Here is a 21,138-nt window from a genome sequence, read left to right as displayed (position 1 = left end):
CAATTCTCCGTCAATCAATCACCTGTTGGCGTTCCGCCAGCAAATCGGCAAAATAGCCGCTTTGCCGTTGCAACTGTTCAAAACTGCCCTGCTGCACGATCTCCCCTTGCCGCATGACCCAAATTTGATCCGACTGTTGCAGATCTTCAATCCGATGGGTCACCATCATCGTGCTTTGCCGTTTACTGAATTGCTGCAAAGTCGCCAACACCGCACTTTCCGAATGCGCGTCTAAACTGGCGGTCGGTTCGTCAAGCAGCAATAAGCCGCCTTTACGCAATAACGCTCTGGCAATCGCCAACCGTTGCGCCTGCCCGCCGGAAATGCCGAGCCCGCCTTCCTGAATTTGATAATCCAAGCCCAATTTATCCGTAAATTCAGCGGCATGCGCCGCTTGCAGCGCTTGTTGCAATTGTTCGTCCGTTGCCTGTTGATCGCCCAATTGCAAATTTTCACGAATCGTGGCGGCTAGCAACAGCGGATTCTGCCCGACCCAAGCGATCTGCTGCCGCCACTGCGCCAAATCCAAATCACGGATTTCAATACCGTTAACCTGCAAACTACCGCGATAGGGCAAAAATCCCAACAGCACATTCAGCAACGAACTTTTGCCGGCGCCGCTCTGTCCGATCAGCGCCACACTCTGTTTTGCCGCCAAATGAAAATTCAGCGGTTTGCTCAACGCCTGCCCCTGCGGGCTGAGAATTTCCAGCCCGACCGCACTTATACTGATTGCTTGTGCGCTGATCACCTGATTACTCTGCTGTGCCTGCACGGTCAAAAAATCCTGTGACAAAAAGTCTTCGATCGCATCGGCGGCGGCAACGGCGGCGGCACGATCATGGTAATAAGTGCCCAAGTCGCGCAGCGGTTGATAAAATTCAGGCGCCAAAATCAAACTAAAAAAGCCGACGAACAACGGCAACATCACGCCGCCATTACCAAATTCAATCTGCCCCAGATAGCTGAAACCGAAATAAACCGCCACGATAGCAATTGAAATCGAGGTAAAAAATTCTAGTACTGATGACGACAGAAAAGCGATTTTCAGCACGTCCATCGTACTTTCGCGAAACTCATCGGCGGCTTGATTCATGCTGCGCTGTTGCTGTTCGCTGCGCCCGAACAGACGCAGGGTTTCCAAACCGCGCAGCCGATCCAAAAACTGTCCGCTTAAGCGTCCCAACACGGTGATATTGCGTTGGCTGGTTTCGGCGGCTTTCAAGCCGACCAGCGCCATAAACAGCGGAATCAGCGGTGCGGTCAGCAACAGAATCAAACCGCTTACCCAGTTAATCGGAAACACCGCAATCAGGATAATCAACGGAATCAGCAACGATAAAAACTGCTGGCTGAGGTAACGGGCATAGAAATTGTGCAGATTTTCCACCTGTTCCAACACAATCGTCGCCCAAGTGCCTGCCGGATGGATTTTCATCGCCACCGGCCCGACGGCGTTGATCTTATCCAAGATCTGCCGGCGAATCGTTTGGCGCAAGCGCTGTCCGCCGTAAAATCCCAAGCGTTCGCGCCCGTAAAGAATCAAAGCACGGATCGCAAAAATCGCAAATAGCGCGATAAAAGCGTTTAAAAACGGTTCGCGCGCTAATTGTCGAATAATCAAGCCGTCTAAAATCCATGCCAACAGCCACGTTTGTCCCACCAGCAACACTGCACTGAAACAACCGAGCAGGATATTTAAATAAAGCGGACGTTTGATGATTTTTTGTTGCTGGCGCAACCACTTGGCAACCGTTTTTTGACGGGTTTTATTCATTGGTGATCCTGTGTATTTTTAACGAATCAAGACAAGCGCAAAACCGCTTAGTTCAAAATACAATTCGTGCCAGCCATTGTAGGGCGGATTCACTCTCCGCCCGTTTACGAAGTGCGGTTTAAGCACGAATCAATAAAGGAAAAATGCAAAGTGCGGTTCGGGCGGATAGCTAATCCGCCCCGGCTTTGCCTAATACTCCGCTTTAGCCTTACTGCGCATCTAAAAACCGTTCCGCATCGAGCGCCGCCATACAGCCGGTTCCGGCAGAGGTGATCGCTTGGCGATAGTTGTGATCCATCACGTCACCGGCGGCGAACACGCCTTCCACCGACGTGGCGGTCGCATTGCCGTCCAGACCGGATTTAACCACGATATAGCCGTTATTTAACGCCAATTGCCCGTCGAAAAGTGCGGTATTCGGCGAATGTCCGATCGCAACGAACACGCCGTCCAGTTTGACCTCTTCGCTGTTGTTCGATTCGGTATCTTGCAGGCGAATGCCGGTCACGCCCATCTCATCGCCCAACACCTCTTGCAGCGTGCGTTTGGTGTGCAGAATGATTTTGCCCTCTTCCACCCGTTTCATCAGGCGGTCAAGCAGGATTTTTTCACTGCGGAATTGATCACGGCGGTGTACCAAATGCACTTCGGAAGCCACGTTGGCTAAATACAGCGCCTCTTCCACCGCAGTGTTGCCGCCGCCGATCACCGCCACCGGTTTATTGCGGTAGAAGAAACCGTCGCAAGTGGCACACGCGGAAACGCCGCGCCCTTTGTAGCTCTCTTCGCTTTCCAAGCCTAAATATTTGGCGGAGGCGCCGGTGGCGATAATCAACGCATCGCAGCTGAATTCGTGCATATCGCCGCTCAATTTAAACGGACGGCTGCTGAGATCGACTTTATTGATGTGATCAAACACGATTTCGGTATTAAACTTCTCGGCGTGCTGCAACATGCGCTGCATTAACTCAGGGCCGGTGGTGTCAGCGTAATCGCCCGGCCAGTTTTCGATTTCGGTGGTGGTGGTGAGCTGTCCGCCCTGTTGCAGCCCCGTTACCAACACCGGATTCAAATTGGCACGCGCCGCATAAACCGCCGCCGTATAGCCTGCCGGTCCTGATCCTAAAATCAATAATTTGCAATGTTTAACTGTCATTATTCGACTCCTGAAATAAATGAAATTCCGGTTATTATAGCCAAAAGTGGCGGATTAGCTAGGGCTTCCTGACAATTCGTTTAGGAGGGGATTTTTGTTGCTGAAAATGCAGATGCAAGGCAAAAAACGCAACAAGATTAGTCATCTTGCGAGGCTTTTTAACGCAGCAGATGCGTTTTCAGGGACGAAAAGTAACCGTAAATCGAATTGTCAACAGCTCCTATCTTGAATCGCTGAAATTAATAGAGCAAAGAGTAAAGCTGGCGGCGATATTTATTCGCAATCGGATCGCTACTACCGATTGCCGCCAAAATCGACAGATACTGCTGTTTCAATTCGCCGTTTGCCACGCTTAAATCCTGTTTTAAGAAACCGAATAATAGTTCCAGCGCTTCGTCGTTGCGCCCTGCCTGATGCAGTTGCAGCGCCAGTTTCAGTGCAATTTCAGGGCTTGGGTTGTGGTTGAAATCCTGCTGTAACTGCTGAATTTCCGGCGTGTCCGCCGCTTGAATCAACAGGTCAATCTGTGCCTGCAAGCCCTGCCAACGGCTGTCGCGATCCTGAATCGGGATCTGCTGCAAAATATCCTGCGCCGCTTCGGTGTTTTTCATCGCAATATAGGTTTCGGCGTACAGCAATGCAATCTCGCTGTTTTTGCGATCGGACAAACTCCACGCCTCTTTCAGCAACGGCAAGGCGCTGTCGTAGTCTTCCGCTTGCAGGAAATCCAGTGCTTGATTGAATTTGATCTCTTCCTCTTTCGGCAAAATCACGCTCAAGCGCACGTTGAGCTCTTCTTCGCTCAACACCCCCGGAAACGCATCAATCGGCGCACCGTCCTTAAACAGATAAGTGGTCGGCACGGCTTGAATTTGAAATTGGCGCGCAATCGTCTGTTGCTGTTCGCAATTGACTTTCACCAACACGAACGCGCCGTTATTTTGCTCCGCCAAACGCTGCAAAAGTGCGGTAAAGCTTTCCGATTCGGCGTGTGCCGGCATATAAAAACTGAACACCAATGGAAATTGTTGGCTGAGCTGTAGCACTTCATTGAAATTTTGTTCTGTAATATCAATTATATATTCTTTATTGTCAGGCATATTCGATCTCTCTTCGGTTGAACGTGAATGCGGATAGTTTAACAAATTTTGCCTATTAAACCGTTAATTTATTATAAATTGGGATCTTAAACAAAATTTAAAGCCGCAGACCGCACTTTTGCTATTTTAATCTGCTTTATATAGTCAATTAAAATAAGAACAAGGCGGCGAGTCGCAGGCAGTACAGATAGTACGGCAAGACGAAGCCAACGCTGTATTGTTCTTATTTTAATTGACTATAGCTACAAAAAAAGCCGTTGTTTTGGTCACAACGGCTTATGCGATTTACAGGCGGTTAACCCTATTTATATTTTTTGTGATATCCATTGCGGATTTCAAGCAGCTGCTCCGCTTGTTGTTTAGCTTGGGGCAAGTCGCCTTTTTCAGCGGTTTCAATCGCTTGCTTGGCGGTGTCCAATAAGGTTTGAAAACCTTGTTTATAGTCCGCCACTTCGCTACTGTCGGCGGCTTTGTCGTGCAGACTGTAAGGCAGAGGCTGCTGTTTCGCCTGTTCCACCGCAGCGCTGAATTGTTGTAGCGATTGGATAAACGTTTGGCTGTCGTCGGTTTTCAGCGCAGCGGAAACACTGCCGCCCATTGCCCGCATCTCGCTTTTCAGATTCGCCGCCGCCGAGAAACTGGTCACGGTTGCCAATGCCAATACCGCACTTCCGACCAATGCCTGCCAATTTTTGCTCAATTTCATCTTAATTCTCCCACAGTTAAATCCCTCACAAAAGACGGTTTGCCCACAAACGGGACAAACCTCAAAAATCATTACACGTTCTTCACTGCATCGGCGATACGTTGCGCCGATTTCTGCGCCAACTCACCGTCAGCACATTCAACCATAACACGGATTAACGGCTCGGTGCCTGACTTTCTTAACAGAATTCTACCGTTTCCGTCTAATTCTTTTTCCACTTCCGCCGCAATCGCTTTCACCTTGCCATTTTCCAACGGATTGTCGCCGCCGCCGAACCGGACATTGATCAACACTTGCGGGAACAGTTTGACCGCACTTGCCAGCTCGTTGAGCGACAGTTTTTGCTGTACCATTGCCGCCAACACTTCCAACGACGCGATAATGCCATCGCCGGTGCTGTTTTTATCCAAAATAATGATGTGTCCCGAATTTTCACCGCCGAATTTCCAGCCGTGTTCTTCCATTTTTTCCAACACATAACGGTCACCGACATTGGCACGCACAAACGGAATCGACAGCTGTTTCAACGCCACTTCCAACGCCATGTTGCTCATTAACGTGCCGACCACGCCGCCTGCCAGTTTGCCGGCGCGCAAGGCTTCACGAGCGATAATAAACAGAATCTGATCGCCGTCAACGGTGTTGCCCAGATGATCGATCATAATCAAACGGTCGCCGTCACCGTCATACGCCAAGCCGACATCGGCTTTCGATTGCAGCACGATTTCACGCAAGGCATGAATATCGGTCGCACCGCACTTTTCGTTGATATTCAAACCGTTTGGCTTGGTGCCGATTTCGATCACTTCCGCCCCCAATTCGCGCAGCACATTCGGCGCAATGTGATAGGTTGCACCGTTGGCGCAATCGACCACGATTTTATAATTTTCCAGACTTAAATGCGCCGGAAAAGTGCTCTTGCAGAATTCGATATAGCGCCCCGCCGCATCGGATATCCGGCTGGCACGTCCCAATTCGGCGGATTCGACGCAATCCATCGGCTGTTCCAACATCGCCTCGATCGCTTCCTCCACATCGTCCGGCAGTTTCGTGCCTTTGTTGGAGAAGAATTTAATGCCGTTATCCCAGTAAGGATTATGCGATGCCGAGATCACGATGCCGGCTTCGGCACGGAAAGTGCGGGTTAAATACGCCACCGCCGGTGTCGGCATCGGGCCGATAAACGCGGCGGACAAACCGGCGGCCGCCAAACCGGCTTCGAGGGCGGATTCCAGCATATAACCTGAAATACGGGTGTCCTTGCCGATTAACACTTTGCGGCTGCCTTGTGTCGCCAGCACTTTTCCGGCTGCCCACCCCAGTTTTAAAGCAAATTCGGGCGTGATTGGAAACGTGCCGACCTTGCCGCGCACCCCGTCGGTACCAAAATATTTACGCTCTGCCATAATGAGATTCCTTTTGTTGATCTGTTATAAAATATTTATGAAACAATAAATTAAGCCGTTTTCGTCGCCTGCCAAACTTTCAATGCGTCCGCCGTTGCCGCCACATCATGCACGCGCAAAATCGTTGCGCCGTTGATTGCCGCCAGCAACGTGGCGGTCACGCTGCCGACCAACCGTTGTTCGACCGGTTTGTCCAGCAGCTGTCCGATCATGCTTTTGCGCGACAGCCCTGCCAGTACCGGATAGCCGTGATCGCAAAAACGGTGCAGTTGCTGCAACAGTTGATAATTATGCTGCATGGATTTACCGAAACCGAAGCCCGGATCCAGAATCACATGCTGCGGTTTGATACCGGCGGCGATACACGCTGCGGCACGCTGTTGTAAGAACGCCAGCACTTCCGCCACCACATCTTGATAGTGCGGATTGTGCTGCATAGTGCGCGGCTGCCCCTGCATATGCATAATGCACACCGGCAGATCCAGTTCGACCGCACTTTGCAACGCGTTTTCCTCCTGCAAGGCACGGATATCATTGATCAAATCCATGCCGACTTTCGCCGCTTCGCGCATCACTTGCGCTTTGGAGGTGTCCACCGAGATCCAGCAGTCAAAGCGCTGGCGCACCGCCTCCACCAGCGGTACAACCCGTTGCAGCTCCTGTTCCAAACTCACTTCCGCCGCCAGCGGACGGGTCGATTCGCCGCCGATGTCGATAATCTCTGCGCCGTCGTTCAACATCTGCTCGACGTGGTAAAGCGCTTTGTCCAGTTGGTAAAATTGTCCGCTGTCGGAAAACGAATCGGGCGTAAAATTGAGAATGCCCATAATTTTGGGTGTGGATAAATCCAAGGTGCGGTTTTGATTGCTGATTTTCATAATTATTTGATTATTCTTAGTAAAACGGCTTTTAATAAAACGATTCTTAGTGAAAGCGACTCTTGGTGAAAACTATTCTTGATGAAAGTATTGCTCTTCCTGCGGCAACATTTGATAAGGATCGGGATAACGATATTCGAAATCCAGCTCCTGCACAATTTTATTGCCGTGCACAATCCGCTGCAAATCGGCATCGTCGGCGATAAAGTGCGGTTCGTCCAAACCGAGCAGCTGCGCCATTTGCTGATAATAATCGGCGCGTTTCGGGTGCTGCGGCGCACTCAAATGGTACAGCCGTTTATAGCCTCTGGTTTCAAGCAACAGCTGAATCGCCAAAATACAGTCGGTTTGATGCACCAGATTGACCGCTTGGTTGCCGCCCTTGATCGCTTCTCTGCCTGCCAAACGGCTGACAGGGTGGCGATCAATACCGATTAAACCGGCAAGGCGCAAAATATCGCAATCGACGCCGTTCAGTTGCAGCAGCCAGTTTTCGATTTCATGCAGCGCCCGTCCGACTTCCGATTCCGGTTCGACCGCACTTTCTTCGTGGTATTCGCCGTTTTTTTGCGGAAAAACCGATGTCGAGCTGATAAACAGCAGATGTTGCACGCCGTGCAGCAAGGCTTCGTTCACCAGATTTTTAATTCCGTCGATATAGCTGGCGGTATCGAAAAAATACTGGCTCGGCGGAATGTTGATAATCAGCGAATCGACCGACAGCAACTCGTTCAGATCGTCCGGATCGGCGTCGACTTGCGGCGTCAGTTGTAAAAAATAGGCTTCGAAACCGTTCAGCCGCATACTTTCCGTACCGTCGTGCGTGCGTTTGCTGCCTTTTACTTCCCAGCCGACCCGCTGCAAATGTTTTGCCAACGGAAACCCTAGCCAGCCCAAACCAACGATTGCTACCGAATTCATGTTGTTTTTATCCTACCGTTTTACCGAAATATTCGATGATAATATCAAATGCTGCATTTGCCCGTACAGCATTGTATGCCGTTGCATTATCGCTAATGAATGGGGTTGTAGCAAGGGATCGATCTGCAAAAGCAGCGTCGTGCCCAATTTTCGGCTGAGATAATCCGCCGTGCGGCGTAACCAGCCAATCCGCTGCGGTGCGAATTTATCCCAAATCGAAATTACGCCGCCCGGTTTCAACACCCTGACCGCTTCTTCCATTAGCGCTTGCGGTTGGTCGGTCACGGCCAAAATCAAATGTAACAGCACCAAATCGACACTGTGATCCGCCAACCCCGACTGCTCCGCCCGTCCTTGCCGCAAGGTGAGCGCCAACTCATGTCCTTGTGCTTGCAATTGCCGTTGCAAGTCTGCGCTTTGTTTCAACATTTGCGCAGAAAAATCCACCGCCAGCACCGCACTTTGCGCCGGCAGATAAGGCAGATCCAAACCGCTGCCGCAACCGACACGGTCAACGGTTCGGACAATGCCAAGCGCCGAAACAGCTGTTCGCGCTGTGAAGCGGCGGTTTTCAGCAGCAAATTGTAAAATCGGGCATAACAATCCCAACGTTTGGCAGTGACCATGTTCTTTTCCCGTTACCTCGCCTTAATTTCCTGTTGCCTCGCCTTAACTTAAAGTGCGGTATCTTTTGATATTTCTGTCCGTGCTTTTTGCAACAACCATTCGCAAGGGCGGAAACGTTCGCCGTATTGTTCAACCATGCGCTCCAATTCGGCGACAATCGTCGCGGCGCCGGTCTGTTCGATATAGGCATAGATTCCGCCTCTGAATTCAGGGAAAAACATGCCCAATACCGACGCCACATTGCCCTCGTTCAGGTTGGTAATCACTTGTTCTTGTGCGCAGTACGCCGCTTCATTCAACATCATCAGGATACAGCGACGTACGATTTGTTCCGGCTCCAGATTGTTTTCCACGACGGTTTCCAACACTTGGTAAATGCTTTTATCCACTTGGGTGCGGTCGCCGCTGCGCGAATGGTACAGATAAAAACCGCGCCGGTTTTTACGGCCTTTACGTTCGTTACGCAACAGATAATCCACTTTCGGCGGCGGCGCAAAACGTGTCCCGAAAGCTCGTTCCAATTTCGGCAGCGCTTTCACCAAAATATCCAAGCCCATTTCGTCAATCATCGCCAACGGCCCGTTTTTGAAACCGAACTCCTGCAATGCACGATCAATCGTACCGACTGCCTCGCCGTCCAACAGGCAATAGTAGGCCTCCAACAGATAAGGGATCAGAACACGGTTGATAAAAAATCCAGGGGAATCCTTGACCAACAGCGGCACTTGCCCCTGTTCAATCACCAAACTGATCGCTTTGGCAATGGTTTGCTGCGATGTCGCCTGATTCGGAGAAAAGTGCGGTACGATTTCAACCATGCGGCGCTGGCTGACCGGTGTAAAATAGTGTACGCCGATGACATTTTGCGGCCGCTGTGCTTTTGAGGCAATTTCGGCAATCGACAGGGTTAAGGTATTACTGGCGAAAATGGTGTTTTCGTCATAGTAATTTTCACTTTCTTCGATCAAATTTTGCTTTAATTGCAGATCTTCATACACCGCTTCAATCACGATATCCGCCGTCTGCTTGCCGATAAAACGCTCACCGCCGCTGATCAGATAAATTTTTTGTAACAGCTTGCCGTAAGGCAAATGCCCTTGATCCACCGCTTTTTGCAAGAGCAGGTAACTCAAACGCAAGGCTTTTTGTACTCCGTCCGGATTAATATCCTTAATCCGCACCGGCAAACCGGCTCTGGCGGCGGTGATATAGGCAATGCCTGCGCCCATAAAACCACTGCCCAACACCGCTACTTTTTTAATTTTATCGCTGCTCTGCAAATCATAATATTGATGGCGCATTTCGCGGTTGGTATGTTCCATTTGCCGCAAGACAACGGATGTTTGATCGCCGAACAGCGTAACAAAACACTCTCTGACCGCACTTGGCAGACTTTCCTGCTGCTGTTTAAACAAATTGAGAATAGCCTTGATCGCCGGATAATTGTCAAAGGCTTTCAACCAAATTTGTTGTTCCACCTGTTCGATAAGATAGCGTCGCAGCCAGCCGATATTTTCTCCCCTGACCAGTAAATTGGCCAGCATGTTCTGATAGCCCTTTTTCACTTTTTGCGCAATCGAACCTGTTTCGCCACGAATATAGCGACAGGCTACTTGAAACAGCAGCGCGCGCGGTAAAGTTTCATCAACCAACTCTTTTGCCAATGCGCTGCCTGCGCTGATTTTATCGCCCGAAAGCAACATCAGCAGCCCTTGTTTCAAGCCGATTTTTTGGGTCAACAAATGACAGCCGCCGGCAAACGGCAGCAATCCGGATTTCACTTGCGGCATTGAAAAACGGGTTGCCGCATCATTCGCCGCCAAGCGGTAATCGCAGGCTAATGCAAGTTCCAAGCCCAACCCGAAACAGCTGCCCTGCACCGCACAGACCGTCGGGAATTTCAGCTGGCGAATCTTTGCCAGCAAATTTTGGCTCTGCTGTGCGAAATCATATAATTCGTCCGGACTTTTTTGCTCCAGCCCCGACAAGCTGAAGCCTTGTACAAAGCTGTTTTCCTTACCTGAAATAAAAATCAGCCCTTGCAGCGGCCAGCCTGCCAGTTGCGTCAATAACGCGTCCAAATAATAAATCGCGTCCTGATTCAGCCAGTTCTGCTTTTTCGCCGTCACATTCAAGGTAATGACTGCGATATCACGTTGGTAAAAACTGAGTTTAAACAGTTCGGAATGCTGTTCACCCTGATAGTCGAATGTTTGATTGCCTTGATTCTCTGCCTGCATATTCATCTCCCGACTACTCCCGTTCCAATACCATTGCCGCGCCCAAACCGCCCAAACCACTGGAGGCGATAAGTGCGGTTTCGCCTCCTTGCCGTTGCAGCTGGTGCAGGGTTTGGATCAAAACCCGCAAACTGGTGATTGCCCTTGGCGAACCGTATGCCAGCGAACCGCCCAATACGTTAAATTTATCCATATCCACCGTGCCCAATGCCCGTTCCCGCTGCAACTGCTGCCGTGCAAACTGTTTGGATTCGAAGAGTTGCAAGTTTGCCAAGATCTGCGCCGCCGACGATTCGTGCATATCAATCAGATCGATATCGCCTAACTCCATATCCGCCCAAGCCAATGCCTTGGCTGAAGCGTAAGTTGCGCCAAGCAGCATATTATTCCACACATCATTACCGGTGATGGCGAAACTACGGATATAACCCAGCGGTTGCAATTGATACTGCTCTGCCAACTCCTCACGCATCAACAACACCGCCGCCGCACCGTCTGCCGGTTCGGACACGCTCCACGCAGTCACGGTGTTATGCCGTCCGGTTTGTAACGGCTTAAAATGTGCATAATAATCCGCATTAATCTGATCGCTGATCATATTGTCTTTGGTGACATAATGGCGGTAAGGTGCCGGGTGGGACAACATCACCTGCTCACTCATCAACCCCTGCTGCCATGCCAGCGCCGCCAGCTGATGGGAGCGTGCGCTGTATTGATCCAGTTGCTCACGGCTTAAAGCAAAATTTTGCGCCATTTGCTCGGAAATATCCGCCAGCGAATAGTTGGTCATCGCATCGCGCAGATTAACCTGCTGCAATTTGATGTCCTGCCGTGACAGGCGTTTGAACAGATTCCATTTGCGGCTGTAACTGGAGGTGCGCCACATATCGCGCAACGTGCGGATCACTTTGGGTTTCAAACTGAAAGGCGCATTGGAAATCGAGTCGGCGCCACCCGCCAAACCGCAAGAAATCGATCCGCTGATAATCCCGTTGCACACATTCGCCACCGCCTGCAAACCGGTAATACAAGAGCTGCTCAAGGTATAAGCCTGCGCATGCGGCATTGACAACGTTAGGGCAATTTCACGCGCCAAATTCGGCACGTCCGGCTGTTGAATCACTTGGCCGAAAATAAACTTTTCCACCACTTCCCGTTCCAACGGCAGACGGTTTAACAGTTCATTGGTGACCATAATGCCCAAATCGGTAGCGTAGCACTCTTTAAAACCTGAATTACGCCGCATAAACGGCGTGCGTAACCCCGCCACAACGGCGATCCGCTCACCGCGCGCATTGACCAGTTTCTGCTGAATAGGCATTTCAAAACCTCGATTCTTTCACTGTGATATTTTTGCTATAGCATAACAAATCCTTAGCAAAATTAACCATGATTTTTTATTTTACTTTGTAGATCGCCGACTTGTTGATACAATTTCCTACTATTTTTTAACCGATGGTTTTGAAGAAAAAAGTCATGACAAAGAAAAAAACAAAAGCCGGATCAAACACCATTGCGCTCAACAAGAGGGCAAGACACGATTATTTTATTGAAGAAGAAATCGAAGCCGGCCTTTCCCTGCAAGGCTGGGAAGTCAAATCCATGCGCGCCGGCAAAGCCAATATCAGCGACAGTTATGTGATTTTCAAAAACGGCGAAGCCTATCTGTTCGGTGCGATGATCACGCCGTTGAACGTAGCGTCGACCCATGTGGTCGCCGATCCGACCCGCACCCGTAAATTGTTGCTCAGCAAACGTGAACTGGATAATCTGTTCGGCAAAGCCAACCGCGACGGTTTTACCATTGTCGCCTTGTCGCTGTACTGGAAAAATGCGTGGGCAAAAGTCAAAATTGGTTTGGCAAAAGGTAAAAAACAACACGACAAACGTGATGCGATTCAAGATCGCGAATGGCAGCGCGCCAAAGAGCGGATCATGAAGCACAGCGCCAGAGGCTAGCAACCGGAAGCCGGCAAAAGGAAGCAAAGAGCAAGGCGGAATATGTTCCGCCTTTAGAATATCCCCCATCTTTTTTTGACATTTCCTCTTACTCCGAATGGCTTTGCTCCTGTTAACCCGTTGATAAATAAAAAACACCGGCACATTCGGGCAAAGATAAAATCTTGTTGCCGCTCACAAATTTCACTACCGCCGCTTTTCCCTCCCCGGCTTATTTTGTACAATCATGGTGCTTTTCAATAAGCACAAAATAGCTTTTACAATTCGTTAAACTTCTGATATCACAAAGGTTCCATTATGAAATTATTCACTTGGCCTGTGGTTGCAGGTGCTGCACTTGGTATCGTTGCTCCCATTCTCGTCCATTTCGGCAATCCCGGTAATATGGGATTTTGTGCCGCTTGTTTTTTGCGTGACACTTCAGGTGCGCTCGGTTTTCACCGCGCGGGTGTTGTGCAATATCTCCGTCCCGAATTAATCGGTTTGGTTCTCGGCGCTTTGGCAAGTGCGGTCTTGGCAAAAGAATTCAAACCGCAAGGCGGCTCTTCGCCCTTAATCCGTTTTATGTTGGGGGTTTTCGCCATGCTCGGCGCGTTGGTTTTTCTCGGCTGCCCGTGGCGTGCCTATCTGCGTTTGGGCGGTGGCGATTTTAGCGCCATTGCCGGTATTCTCGGTCTAATCGCCGGTATTTTGTTTTCGCTGGTTTTTATCAAACGCGGTTTCTCGCTAGGCCAAAGCAGTAACATCGGCAAAGCCGCCGGTCTGCTACCGGCGATATTCGCCGTGATATTGTTGGCTCTGCTGCTGACCCGATTCCGTTTCGGCGACAATTTGCCGGTTTTCTTCTCCGAAAAAGGCCCTGCCGCACAACACGCCGATATTTGGCTGTCATTGGGCGCCGGCATGTTGATCGGCGTGGTGATGCAACGCTCCCGTTTTTGTTCTATCGGTTCGGTACGCAATTTCGTCCTGTTTCGCGACAGCTATCTGTTAAACGGTATTATCGCCCTGCTGATTTTTACCACCCTGACCAACCTGCTGTTAGGTCAATTCAATCCGGGCTTTAACAACCAGCCGATTGCGCACAATGATTACCTCTGGAACTTTCTAGGCATGGCGCTTTCCGGTCTGTGTTTCGCACTTGGCGGCGGCTGTCCGGGCAAGCAGTTGGCACATTTGGGTGAAGGGGATAACGATGCGGCGATCTTTTTGTTGGGCATGTTGATTGGTGCGGCGGTCGCGCACAATTTCGGCTTGGCAAGCAGCCCGAACGGTATCACCCAATTTGCGCCTTATGCGTTGGCAATCGGTTTTGCATTTTGCGTTTATATCGGTTTGAGCAATAAAAGTGCGGTTTGACGAATTAATGGCGAATCGGTAAGAAAAAAGCACCTCGTCTGCGGAGGTGCTTTCAACTAATTGGCATTTATTGTTGATGCTGGGTAATCAGCCGTTTCGGGTGAATCACATTATTTTCATCGACTTCCGCCACACCGAGAAAGTGCTGCTGATAACTGTATAACCGCACTTGCCCTTGCAGTTGCTGCGGATTGTCGAAGCGCAGCCGCTGTCCGAAACCGATTGCACGGGTCTGTTCTTCGTTCAGTTCGATTTTCGCCAGATTTGCCACTGCGCTGTCTGCCGCCAGCAAATGCTGATCCAGCAACGTCAAATCTTGCTGTTCTGCCAGCTGTTGCAGGGTTTCCAATGTCACCATCGCCTGCGCCGGATAATCCGCGACCGCACTTCGGCGTAAAACGGTGACGTGTGCGCCGCAGCCGAGATATTCCCCCAAGTCGTCAACCAAGGTGCGGATATAAGTGCCTTTTGAACAGTGCACCTCAAGGGTCAGGAACGGCGCTTGATAGTCGATAAATGTCAGTTCGAAAATCGTAATCGGACGGGCTTCGCGTTCGACGCTGATGCCGGCGCGGGCATATTCATACAGCGGTTTGCCTTGATGTTTCAGCGCCGAAAACATGGTCGGTACTTGCTGCAAATCACCGCGAAAGTGCGGTAATGCGGCTAAGATCTCGTCCAAACCGCACTTCACCTCGCGCACCTCAACCACTTCGCCTTCGGCATCGGAAGTATCGGTGCGTTCGCCCAATTTGGCGGTCACGCGATAACGCTTATCGGCGTCCAATAAAAATTGGGAAAATTTGGTCGCCTCGCCCAAACAGATCGGCAACATTCCCGTCGCCAACGGATCCAGTGCGCCGGTATGTCCGGCTTTGTTGGCTTGGTACAACCGCTTGACTTTTTGCAGCAGATCGTTGGAACTCAACCCCTGCGGCTTATCCAACAACACCACGCCGTCAATATCACGTCCTCGTTTTCTGGGTTTAGACACGTTGTTTCCTGTTTAATTATCCGTTTTCGTCCTCGTTTTCGGCTTTATGCTTGGCTTTGTCTTCGTTCAGCACTTTGCTGACCAGATTCGACATGCGCATACCTTCGACCAACGAGTTGTCATATTCAAAACGCAGCTCCGGCACGATGCGCAAACGCATGGCTTTGCCAAGCAGGGAGCGGATGTAGCCGGACGCTTTTTGCAGCCCTTCCATACCTTGTTTAACCGCTTGTTCGTCTTGGTCGAACAGGAACGTCACGAACACTTTGGCGTAAACCAAATCGCGCGACAGTTCGACGTCCGACACCGTTACCATGCCGATACGCGGATCTTTGACTTCACGTTGCAGGATAACGGCGATCTCTTTTTTAATCTCTTGCGCCACCCGTTGCGAGCGGCTGAATTCTCTTGCCATGTTATTTTCCATATAGCTGAAAGGCGATCCGATCATTGCCTTAACCGAATGACAAAGATTCCGACATACGATCTATGTTATAAAAGTAGGGGCGGATTGCATATCCGCCCGAACCGCACTTTGCATTTTTCCATTCCGGATCAAATGCCGATAACCTTTCGTAAAGCGACGGATATGCAATCCGCCGCGACATTCGCCGATAAATTGTCTTTGCCAATCCGCTAAGGCGATCACTGATCGCCTTTTGTGGTTGTTTGTGATTAAATCGTGCGTTTAATCTCAACGGTTTCGAACACCTCGATCTGATCACCCACGCGAACGTCGTTGTAGTTTTTAACCCCGATACCGCACTCCATGCCGTTACGCACTTCGTTGACATCGTCTTTAAAGCGGCGTAACGATTCCAATTCGCCCTCATAGATGACCACGTTATCACGCAGTACACGGATCGGATTGTTACGTTTCACCACGCCTTCGGTCACCATACAACCGGCAATCGCCCCCAGTTTCGGCGATTTAAACACGTCACGCACTTCCGCCAGACCGATGATCTGTTGCTTGAATTCCGGCGCCAGCATACCGCTCATTGCCGCTTTCACTTCGTTGATCAGATCATAGATCACCGAATAGTAGCGCAGATCGATATTTTCCGCTTCGATCACTCGGCGCGCAGACGCATCGGCACGCACGTTGAAACCGACCAGAATCGCATTCGAAGCAGCGGCTAAGGTGGCATCGGTTTCGGAGATACCGCCCACGCCGGAGCCGACAATTTTCACTTTCACTTCGTCAGTTGACAAATCGACCAATGACTGACAAATCGCTTCCACCGAACCTTGTACGTCGGCTTTGACCACAATATTCACTTCGGCAACGTCGCCTTCGGTCATATTGGTAAACATATTTTCCAGTTTGGCTTTTTGCTGACGCGCCAGTTTGACTTCACGGAATTTTCCTTGACGGTGCAAGGCGACCTCACGCGCTTTCTTCTCGTCACGCACCACGGTCGCTTCGTCACCGGCTGCCGGCACGCCCGACAAGCCCAAGATTTCCACTGGAATGGACGGACCGGCTTCTTCCACTTCTTTGCCGTTTTCATCGCGCATCGCACGCACACGGCCGTATTCCAAGCCGCACAACACGATATCGCCGCGACGTAACGTACCGGATTGAATCAAAACGGTCGCAACCGGTCCACGGCCTTTATCCAAATAGGATTCGATCACAACACCGCTTGCCATCGCATCGGTTACCGCCGTCAATTCCAACACTTCCGACTGCACCAGAATCGCTTCCAACAGCTCGTCGATTCCCATACCTTGTTTGGCGGAAACGTGCACGAATTGGGTATCACCGCCCCACTCTTCGGAAATCACGTCGTATTGCGACAATTCGTTTTTGACCCGATCCGGATCGGCTTCCGGTTTATCAATTTTATTCACCGCCACCACTAATGGCACTTTTGCCGCTTTGGCGTGTTGGATCGCTTCGATGGTTTGCGGCATCACGCCGTCATCGGCCGCCACCACCAACACCACGATATCCGTCGCTTTCGCCCCGCGCGCGCGCATCGAGGTAAACGCGGCGTGTCCCGGGGTATCCAAGAAGGTGATCATGCCGTTATCGGTTTCCACATGATAAGCACCGATATGTTGGGTAATCCCGCCCGCTTCGCCGGACGCCACTTTGGTTTTACGGATATAATCCAATAATGAGGTTTTCCCGTGGTCAACGTGCCCCATGATGGTCACTACCGGCGCACGGTTGACTTCGACGGCATTGCTATCACGATCGCTCAACAGCGACTCTTCCAACTCGTTTTCACGGCGCAGCACCACTTTATGCCCCATCTCTTCGGCAACCAGTTGTGCGGTTTCCTGATCAATAACCTGATTAATGGTTGCCATTGCGCCCATACCCATCATGGTTTTGATCACTTCGGTGGCTTTCACCGCCATTTTCGCCGCCAATTCGCCGACGGTAATGGTTTCGCCGATCACCACTTCACGGTTGACCGGTTGTGCCGGTTTGGTGAACTCTTGTTGTAACGAGCTGCCGCGACGCTGATTTTTACCGCCCCGAATGTTTTTCTGATTACGGCGATTAGCTTCGCGCTCAGTCTTGTTGGTGTCGTCGTCACGTCCGCCTTTTTTGGCTTTGTTGATTTTTTTGTTACGACTGCGCCCTTCTTTGCGACGCGCTTCTTCATCTTCCGCTTCCTGCGCGTAACGCGAGGTTAAGCGGGCATCAACCACCGCCGGCTCTTCGCTTTTTGGCGTCTCTTCCTTGTCAGAAGTCAGTTCCGCCAAACGGCGGGCTTCTTCCGCCGCTTTGCGTGCTTTTTCTTCCGCTTTCTGTTCTGCCAACGCTTCCGCTTTACGGCGCAGTTCGGCTTCTTCCGCTTTCAGCTTCTCTTTTTCCGGATCGGCTTTCTTGGTCTCTTTGCTTTCAACCGCACTTTGCTCGGCTTTAGCCGCTTTTTGTTGCGCTTCGCGCTTGGCTTTTTCTTCGGCTTCACGTTTTGCCTTCGCTTCGGCTTCCGCTTTGGCTTTCTCTTCCGCTTCACGTTTGGCCTGTGCTTCCGCTTCCAGACGCGCTTGTTCTTCCGCTTTTTGCTTGGCGATGTCTTCGGCAGAAGTCGGCGTGAACGTCCGCTTTTTACGCACTTCTACCCGCACTTCTTTATTTTTGCCGCCTGTACCGGCAATTTTCAGCGTGCTGCGCTCTTTTTTCTGCAACGTTAATTTTTTCGGTTTAACGCCTTCGCCACTCAACGATTTTAACAACTGTCTTTCTTCTTCCGCCGTAATCGGATCGCTTTCCACTTTTTGGATACCGGCATCGGATAACTGTTTTAATAACTGTTCAAGCGGGGTGCTAATCTCGTTAGCAAGCTGTTTGACTGTTTTACTCATTAATTCCCCCTAATTTACTCTGCGGTGTTAAACCAGCAGATATTTCTTGCCGCCATAATTAATGTTGCGGCTTTTTCTTCGCTTAATTCTTCGATATCGGATAAATCATCAACGCTTTGTTCCGCCAATTCTTCCAAATTGGTGATGCCTTTTTCAGCAAACTTAAATGCCAAGTGGCGATCCATACCGTCTAACGCCAACAGTTCCGGTTGAATATTCGATTGTGATAATTTTTCCTGTTCGGTCAAAGCAATCGTGGTCAGCGCACTTTTCGCGCGCGCGCGCAATTCATCAACCAAGTCTTCGTCCATGCCGTCGATTTCCAACAGATCGTCGGTCGGCACATAGGCAATTTGCTCCAATGAAGTAAAGCCTTCGTCAACCAGTAACTCGGCGAAATCTTCATCAATATCCAAATGTTGCACAAACAGATTCAGCGATTTGCTGGTTTCCTGCTGATGTTTCTCACTCAGTTCGTCGGTGGTCATCACATTCAACGTCCAACCGGTCAACTGGGTTGCCAGACGCACGTTTTGTCCGTTACGTCCGATCGCCTGCGCCAAATTGGCGGCTTCCACCGCAATATCCATCGCATGTTTGTCTTCATCGACCACAATCGAGCTGACATCGGCCGGCGCCATGGCATTGATCACGAATTGCGCCGGATTGTCGTCCCACAGCACGATATCCACCCGTTCGCCACCCAACTCATTGGTGATCGCCTGCACACGCGCACCGCGCATACCGACGCAAGCGCCGACCGGATCAATACGGCGGTCATTACTTTTCACCGCAATTTTAGCACGCGAACCCGGATCACGCGCCGCGCCTTTGATTTCAATCAGCTCTTCGCCGATTTCCGGCACTTCGATACGGAACAGTTCGATAATCATTTCCGGTTTGGCACGGGTCACAAACAGTTGTGCGCCTTTCGATTCCGGTTTGATTTGATACAACACGCCGCGCACACGGTCGCCGGGGCGGAAATTCTCGCGCGGCAGCATGTCTTCTTTCATAATCACGGCTTCGGCTTGGTTACCCAAATCCAGTTGGATAACGTCACGGCTGACTTTCTTCACCACACCGGTGACGATTTCACCTTCCTGACTGCGGAACTGTTCCAATACTTTATTGCGTTCCGCTTCACGGATTTTGCTGCTGATCACCTGACGCGCGGTTTGCATGGTGATACGATCAAAGGCAATAGACTCGATTTCATCTTCGATAAATTCACCCAGTTGAATTTCCAGCTCTTCGTAACGGGCGGCTTCCAGCGTAATTTCTTTGGTCGGTGCGCTCACTTCTTCCACCACTAACCAACGGCGGAAGGTTTCAAAATCACCGGTTTTACGATCGATGACCACACGCACATCAATATCCATTTCATGTTTTTTCTTGGTCGAAATCGCCAAGGCGTTTTCCAGCGCTTCGAAAATCTTTTCGCGCGGTAGTAATCTTTCGTTTGATACGGCTTCGGCCGCCAATAAAATCTCTTTGCTCATGTTTGCCTCTGTCTAAATCACCGCGTTATGCCAACGCCCTGATCAAAATTAATTGTCAAATTTATAAATAATATTGCCTTTTTGGATATTGCCGAATGCAAATACCTGTGGGTTGCCGTCGACAATCAGCGTAATCATGTCGCCTTCGACACTGTCCAGTTTGCCGCTCCATTTACGACGATCCAACACCGGTACCCGCAAATGCACGGCGATTTCCTGCCCGACAAAACGCTGGTAGTGCGCCAAGGTAAAAAGCGGTCTGTCAAGACCGGGCGACGACACCTCAAGGTTATATTTATCGGCGATCAAATCCTCTACGTCCATCAACGCACTGACTTCGCGGCTGACATCGGCGCAATCGTCAACGCTTACGCCGCCATCTTTATCGATATAAACGCGCACGGTCAGAAAACGGCCGCTGCGCTGGCATTCGATACCGACCAATTCACAGCCCAACGCTTCAATCGAGCCTTGCACCAATTCTTGTATTTTTTGTTCCAAAGTTGCCAAGACAACCCCCAATTTATCAACACATTTATCAAAAAATAAGATATAAAAAAAGGGCTGACAGCCCGTTTTAAAATTGTCTAGCGCCGGCTAAACAGTCAAAATTATCACACAAAAAAACCCCATATCGGGGCTTTGTAGGCTAGAACCGGAAGCTCATATTTTTGTTTTAACGTCTTGTTACGGCTAAAACAAAGCACCCGTTGCGTTTTGGCTTTACATTGAAATTCAAGCTGATGATAAATTTCAATTGGTTGCGGGGGCTGGATTTGAACCAACGACCTTCGGGTTATGAGCCCGACGAGCTACCAAGCTGCTCCACCCCGCGTCCGAAAATATGCGCGTATTGTAATGAGTTCAACGGCAAATAGCAAGTTTTCCTGCAAAGAAAGCGCATTAAATGCAGGGCAAGATCGCACTTTTCCTCAAAATATGATCTAATAAGCCTTTAATACGTTAAAATACAAGGTAACGTCATGGACTTATTCCGCTTTTTCGGTCAATTGGAAGACCCGCGTAAAGATATCAACCAAAAATATCCTTTTCTTGAAATCATTTTTCTGACCATGAGCGCCGTCATTTCCGGTGCGGAAGGTTGGACGGACATTAAACGGTTCGGGGAATATCATTTGGCGTGGTTGCGTCAATATTTACCTTTTGAGCGCGGCATCCCGGT

General features: G+C 50.2%; 18 protein-coding genes and 1 tRNA gene. 3 read left to right on the top strand and 16 right to left on the bottom strand.

Features of this window, described 5'->3' with window-relative positions; translation table 11 throughout:
• Nucleotides 1–10: 10 nt before the first annotated feature.
• The 10 genes from cydD to B8880_RS13325 form a co-directional block, all read right to left on the bottom strand.
• On the bottom strand, nt 11–1,777 hold the full coding sequence (cydD, locus tag B8880_RS13370) for a heme ABC transporter permease/ATP-binding protein CydD (RefSeq protein WP_084258072.1): 1,767 nt from the start codon (nt 1,775–1,777) through the stop codon (nt 11–13).
• 208 nt (nt 1,778–1,985) lie between these two features.
• Nucleotides 1,986–2,933 carry a thioredoxin-disulfide reductase gene (gene trxB / locus B8880_RS13365; RefSeq protein ID WP_084258071.1) on the bottom strand — a complete coding sequence of 316 codons (948 nt, stop codon included), beginning with the start codon at nt 2,931–2,933 and terminating at the stop codon, nt 1,986–1,988.
• Between the two features lie 239 nt (nt 2,934–3,172).
• The gene (locus B8880_RS13360) at nt 3,173–4,033 is read right to left on the bottom strand and encodes a co-chaperone YbbN (RefSeq protein WP_084258070.1); all 861 of its coding nucleotides are present in this window, start codon (nt 4,031–4,033) and stop codon (nt 3,173–3,175) included.
• 301 nt (nt 4,034–4,334) lie between these two features.
• Complete coding sequence (locus B8880_RS13355; protein ID WP_159460762.1) at nt 4,335–4,739, bottom strand: cytochrome b562; 405 nt, start codon at nt 4,737–4,739, stop codon at nt 4,335–4,337.
• 71 nt (nt 4,740–4,810) lie between these two features.
• Entirely contained in the window at nt 4,811–6,145 is a 1,335-nt protein-coding gene (gene glmM / locus B8880_RS13350) for a phosphoglucosamine mutase (RefSeq protein WP_084258068.1), read from the bottom strand.
• 50 nt (nt 6,146–6,195) lie between these two features.
• Nucleotides 6,196–7,023: a dihydropteroate synthase gene (gene folP / locus B8880_RS13345; RefSeq protein WP_084258067.1), complete on the bottom strand. Its 828-nt coding sequence runs from the start codon at nt 7,021–7,023 to the stop codon at nt 6,196–6,198.
• A 72-nt stretch (nt 7,024–7,095) separates the two neighbouring features.
• A complete protein-coding gene (locus B8880_RS13340) occupies nt 7,096–7,944 on the bottom strand; it encodes an SDR family oxidoreductase (RefSeq protein WP_084258066.1) in 849 nt (282 codons plus the stop codon).
• Nucleotides 7,945–7,956: 12 nt separating this feature from the next.
• Nucleotides 7,957–8,553 carry a class I SAM-dependent methyltransferase gene (locus B8880_RS13335; protein WP_084258065.1) on the bottom strand — a complete coding sequence of 199 codons (597 nt, stop codon included), beginning with the start codon at nt 8,551–8,553 and terminating at the stop codon, nt 7,957–7,959.
• A 65-nt stretch (nt 8,554–8,618) separates the two neighbouring features.
• Nucleotides 8,619–10,811 (bottom strand): 3-hydroxyacyl-CoA dehydrogenase NAD-binding domain-containing protein, encoded by a 2,193-nt coding sequence (locus tag B8880_RS13330; protein WP_084258064.1) that lies wholly within the window; start codon nt 10,809–10,811, stop codon nt 8,619–8,621.
• Between the two features lie 13 nt (nt 10,812–10,824).
• The gene (locus tag B8880_RS13325; RefSeq protein ID WP_084258063.1) at nt 10,825–12,132 is read right to left on the bottom strand and encodes an acetyl-CoA C-acyltransferase; all 1,308 of its coding nucleotides are present in this window, start codon (nt 12,130–12,132) and stop codon (nt 10,825–10,827) included.
• A gap of 155 nt (nt 12,133–12,287) precedes the next feature.
• Between B8880_RS13325 and smpB the strand changes: the two genes are divergently transcribed.
• Both smpB and yedE read left to right on the top strand, forming a co-directional pair.
• Nucleotides 12,288–12,770 (top strand): SsrA-binding protein SmpB, encoded by a 483-nt coding sequence (gene smpB / locus B8880_RS13320; protein ID WP_084258062.1) that lies wholly within the window; start codon nt 12,288–12,290, stop codon nt 12,768–12,770.
• Nucleotides 12,771–13,067: 297 nt separating this feature from the next.
• Nucleotides 13,068–14,129, top strand: coding sequence for a YedE family putative selenium transporter (gene yedE / locus B8880_RS13315; protein WP_084258061.1), 1,062 nt, complete (start codon nt 13,068–13,070; stop codon nt 14,127–14,129).
• A gap of 67 nt (nt 14,130–14,196) precedes the next feature.
• Here the strand turns inward: yedE and truB are convergent, their stop codons facing one another.
• The 6 genes from truB to B8880_RS13285 form a co-directional block, all read right to left on the bottom strand.
• A complete protein-coding gene (truB, locus tag B8880_RS13310; RefSeq protein WP_084258060.1) occupies nt 14,197–15,123 on the bottom strand; it encodes a tRNA pseudouridine(55) synthase TruB in 927 nt (308 codons plus the stop codon).
• 16 nt (nt 15,124–15,139) lie between these two features.
• Complete coding sequence (gene rbfA / locus B8880_RS13305; protein ID WP_084258059.1) at nt 15,140–15,538, bottom strand: 30S ribosome-binding factor RbfA; 399 nt, start codon at nt 15,536–15,538, stop codon at nt 15,140–15,142.
• 260 nt (nt 15,539–15,798) lie between these two features.
• Nucleotides 15,799–18,453 (bottom strand): translation initiation factor IF-2, encoded by a 2,655-nt coding sequence (gene infB, locus B8880_RS13300; protein WP_084258058.1) that lies wholly within the window; start codon nt 18,451–18,453, stop codon nt 15,799–15,801.
• A gap of 14 nt (nt 18,454–18,467) precedes the next feature.
• Complete coding sequence (nusA, locus tag B8880_RS13295) at nt 18,468–19,955, bottom strand: transcription termination factor NusA (protein WP_084258057.1); 1,488 nt, start codon at nt 19,953–19,955, stop codon at nt 18,468–18,470.
• A gap of 48 nt (nt 19,956–20,003) precedes the next feature.
• Nucleotides 20,004–20,465: a ribosome maturation factor RimP gene (gene rimP / locus B8880_RS13290; RefSeq protein WP_084258056.1), complete on the bottom strand. Its 462-nt coding sequence runs from the start codon at nt 20,463–20,465 to the stop codon at nt 20,004–20,006.
• Nucleotides 20,466–20,713: 248 nt separating this feature from the next.
• Nucleotides 20,714–20,790 (bottom strand) — tRNA-Met (locus tag B8880_RS13285).
• Nucleotides 20,791–20,938: 148 nt separating this feature from the next.
• On the opposite strand from B8880_RS13285, the gene B8880_RS13280 reads away from it, so the two are divergent.
• A partial coding sequence (locus B8880_RS13280; RefSeq protein WP_143933449.1) for a transposase family protein occupies nt 20,939–21,138 on the top strand: 200 nt, incomplete at its 3' end.

It is taken from the genome of Pasteurella testudinis DSM 23072, assembly GCF_900176075.1.
GTDB lineage: Bacteria > Pseudomonadota > Gammaproteobacteria > Enterobacterales > Pasteurellaceae > Chelonobacter > Chelonobacter testudinis.
Note: the sequence above shows the minus strand (reverse complement) of the source record. Positions and strands in the feature narration are given on the sequence as shown.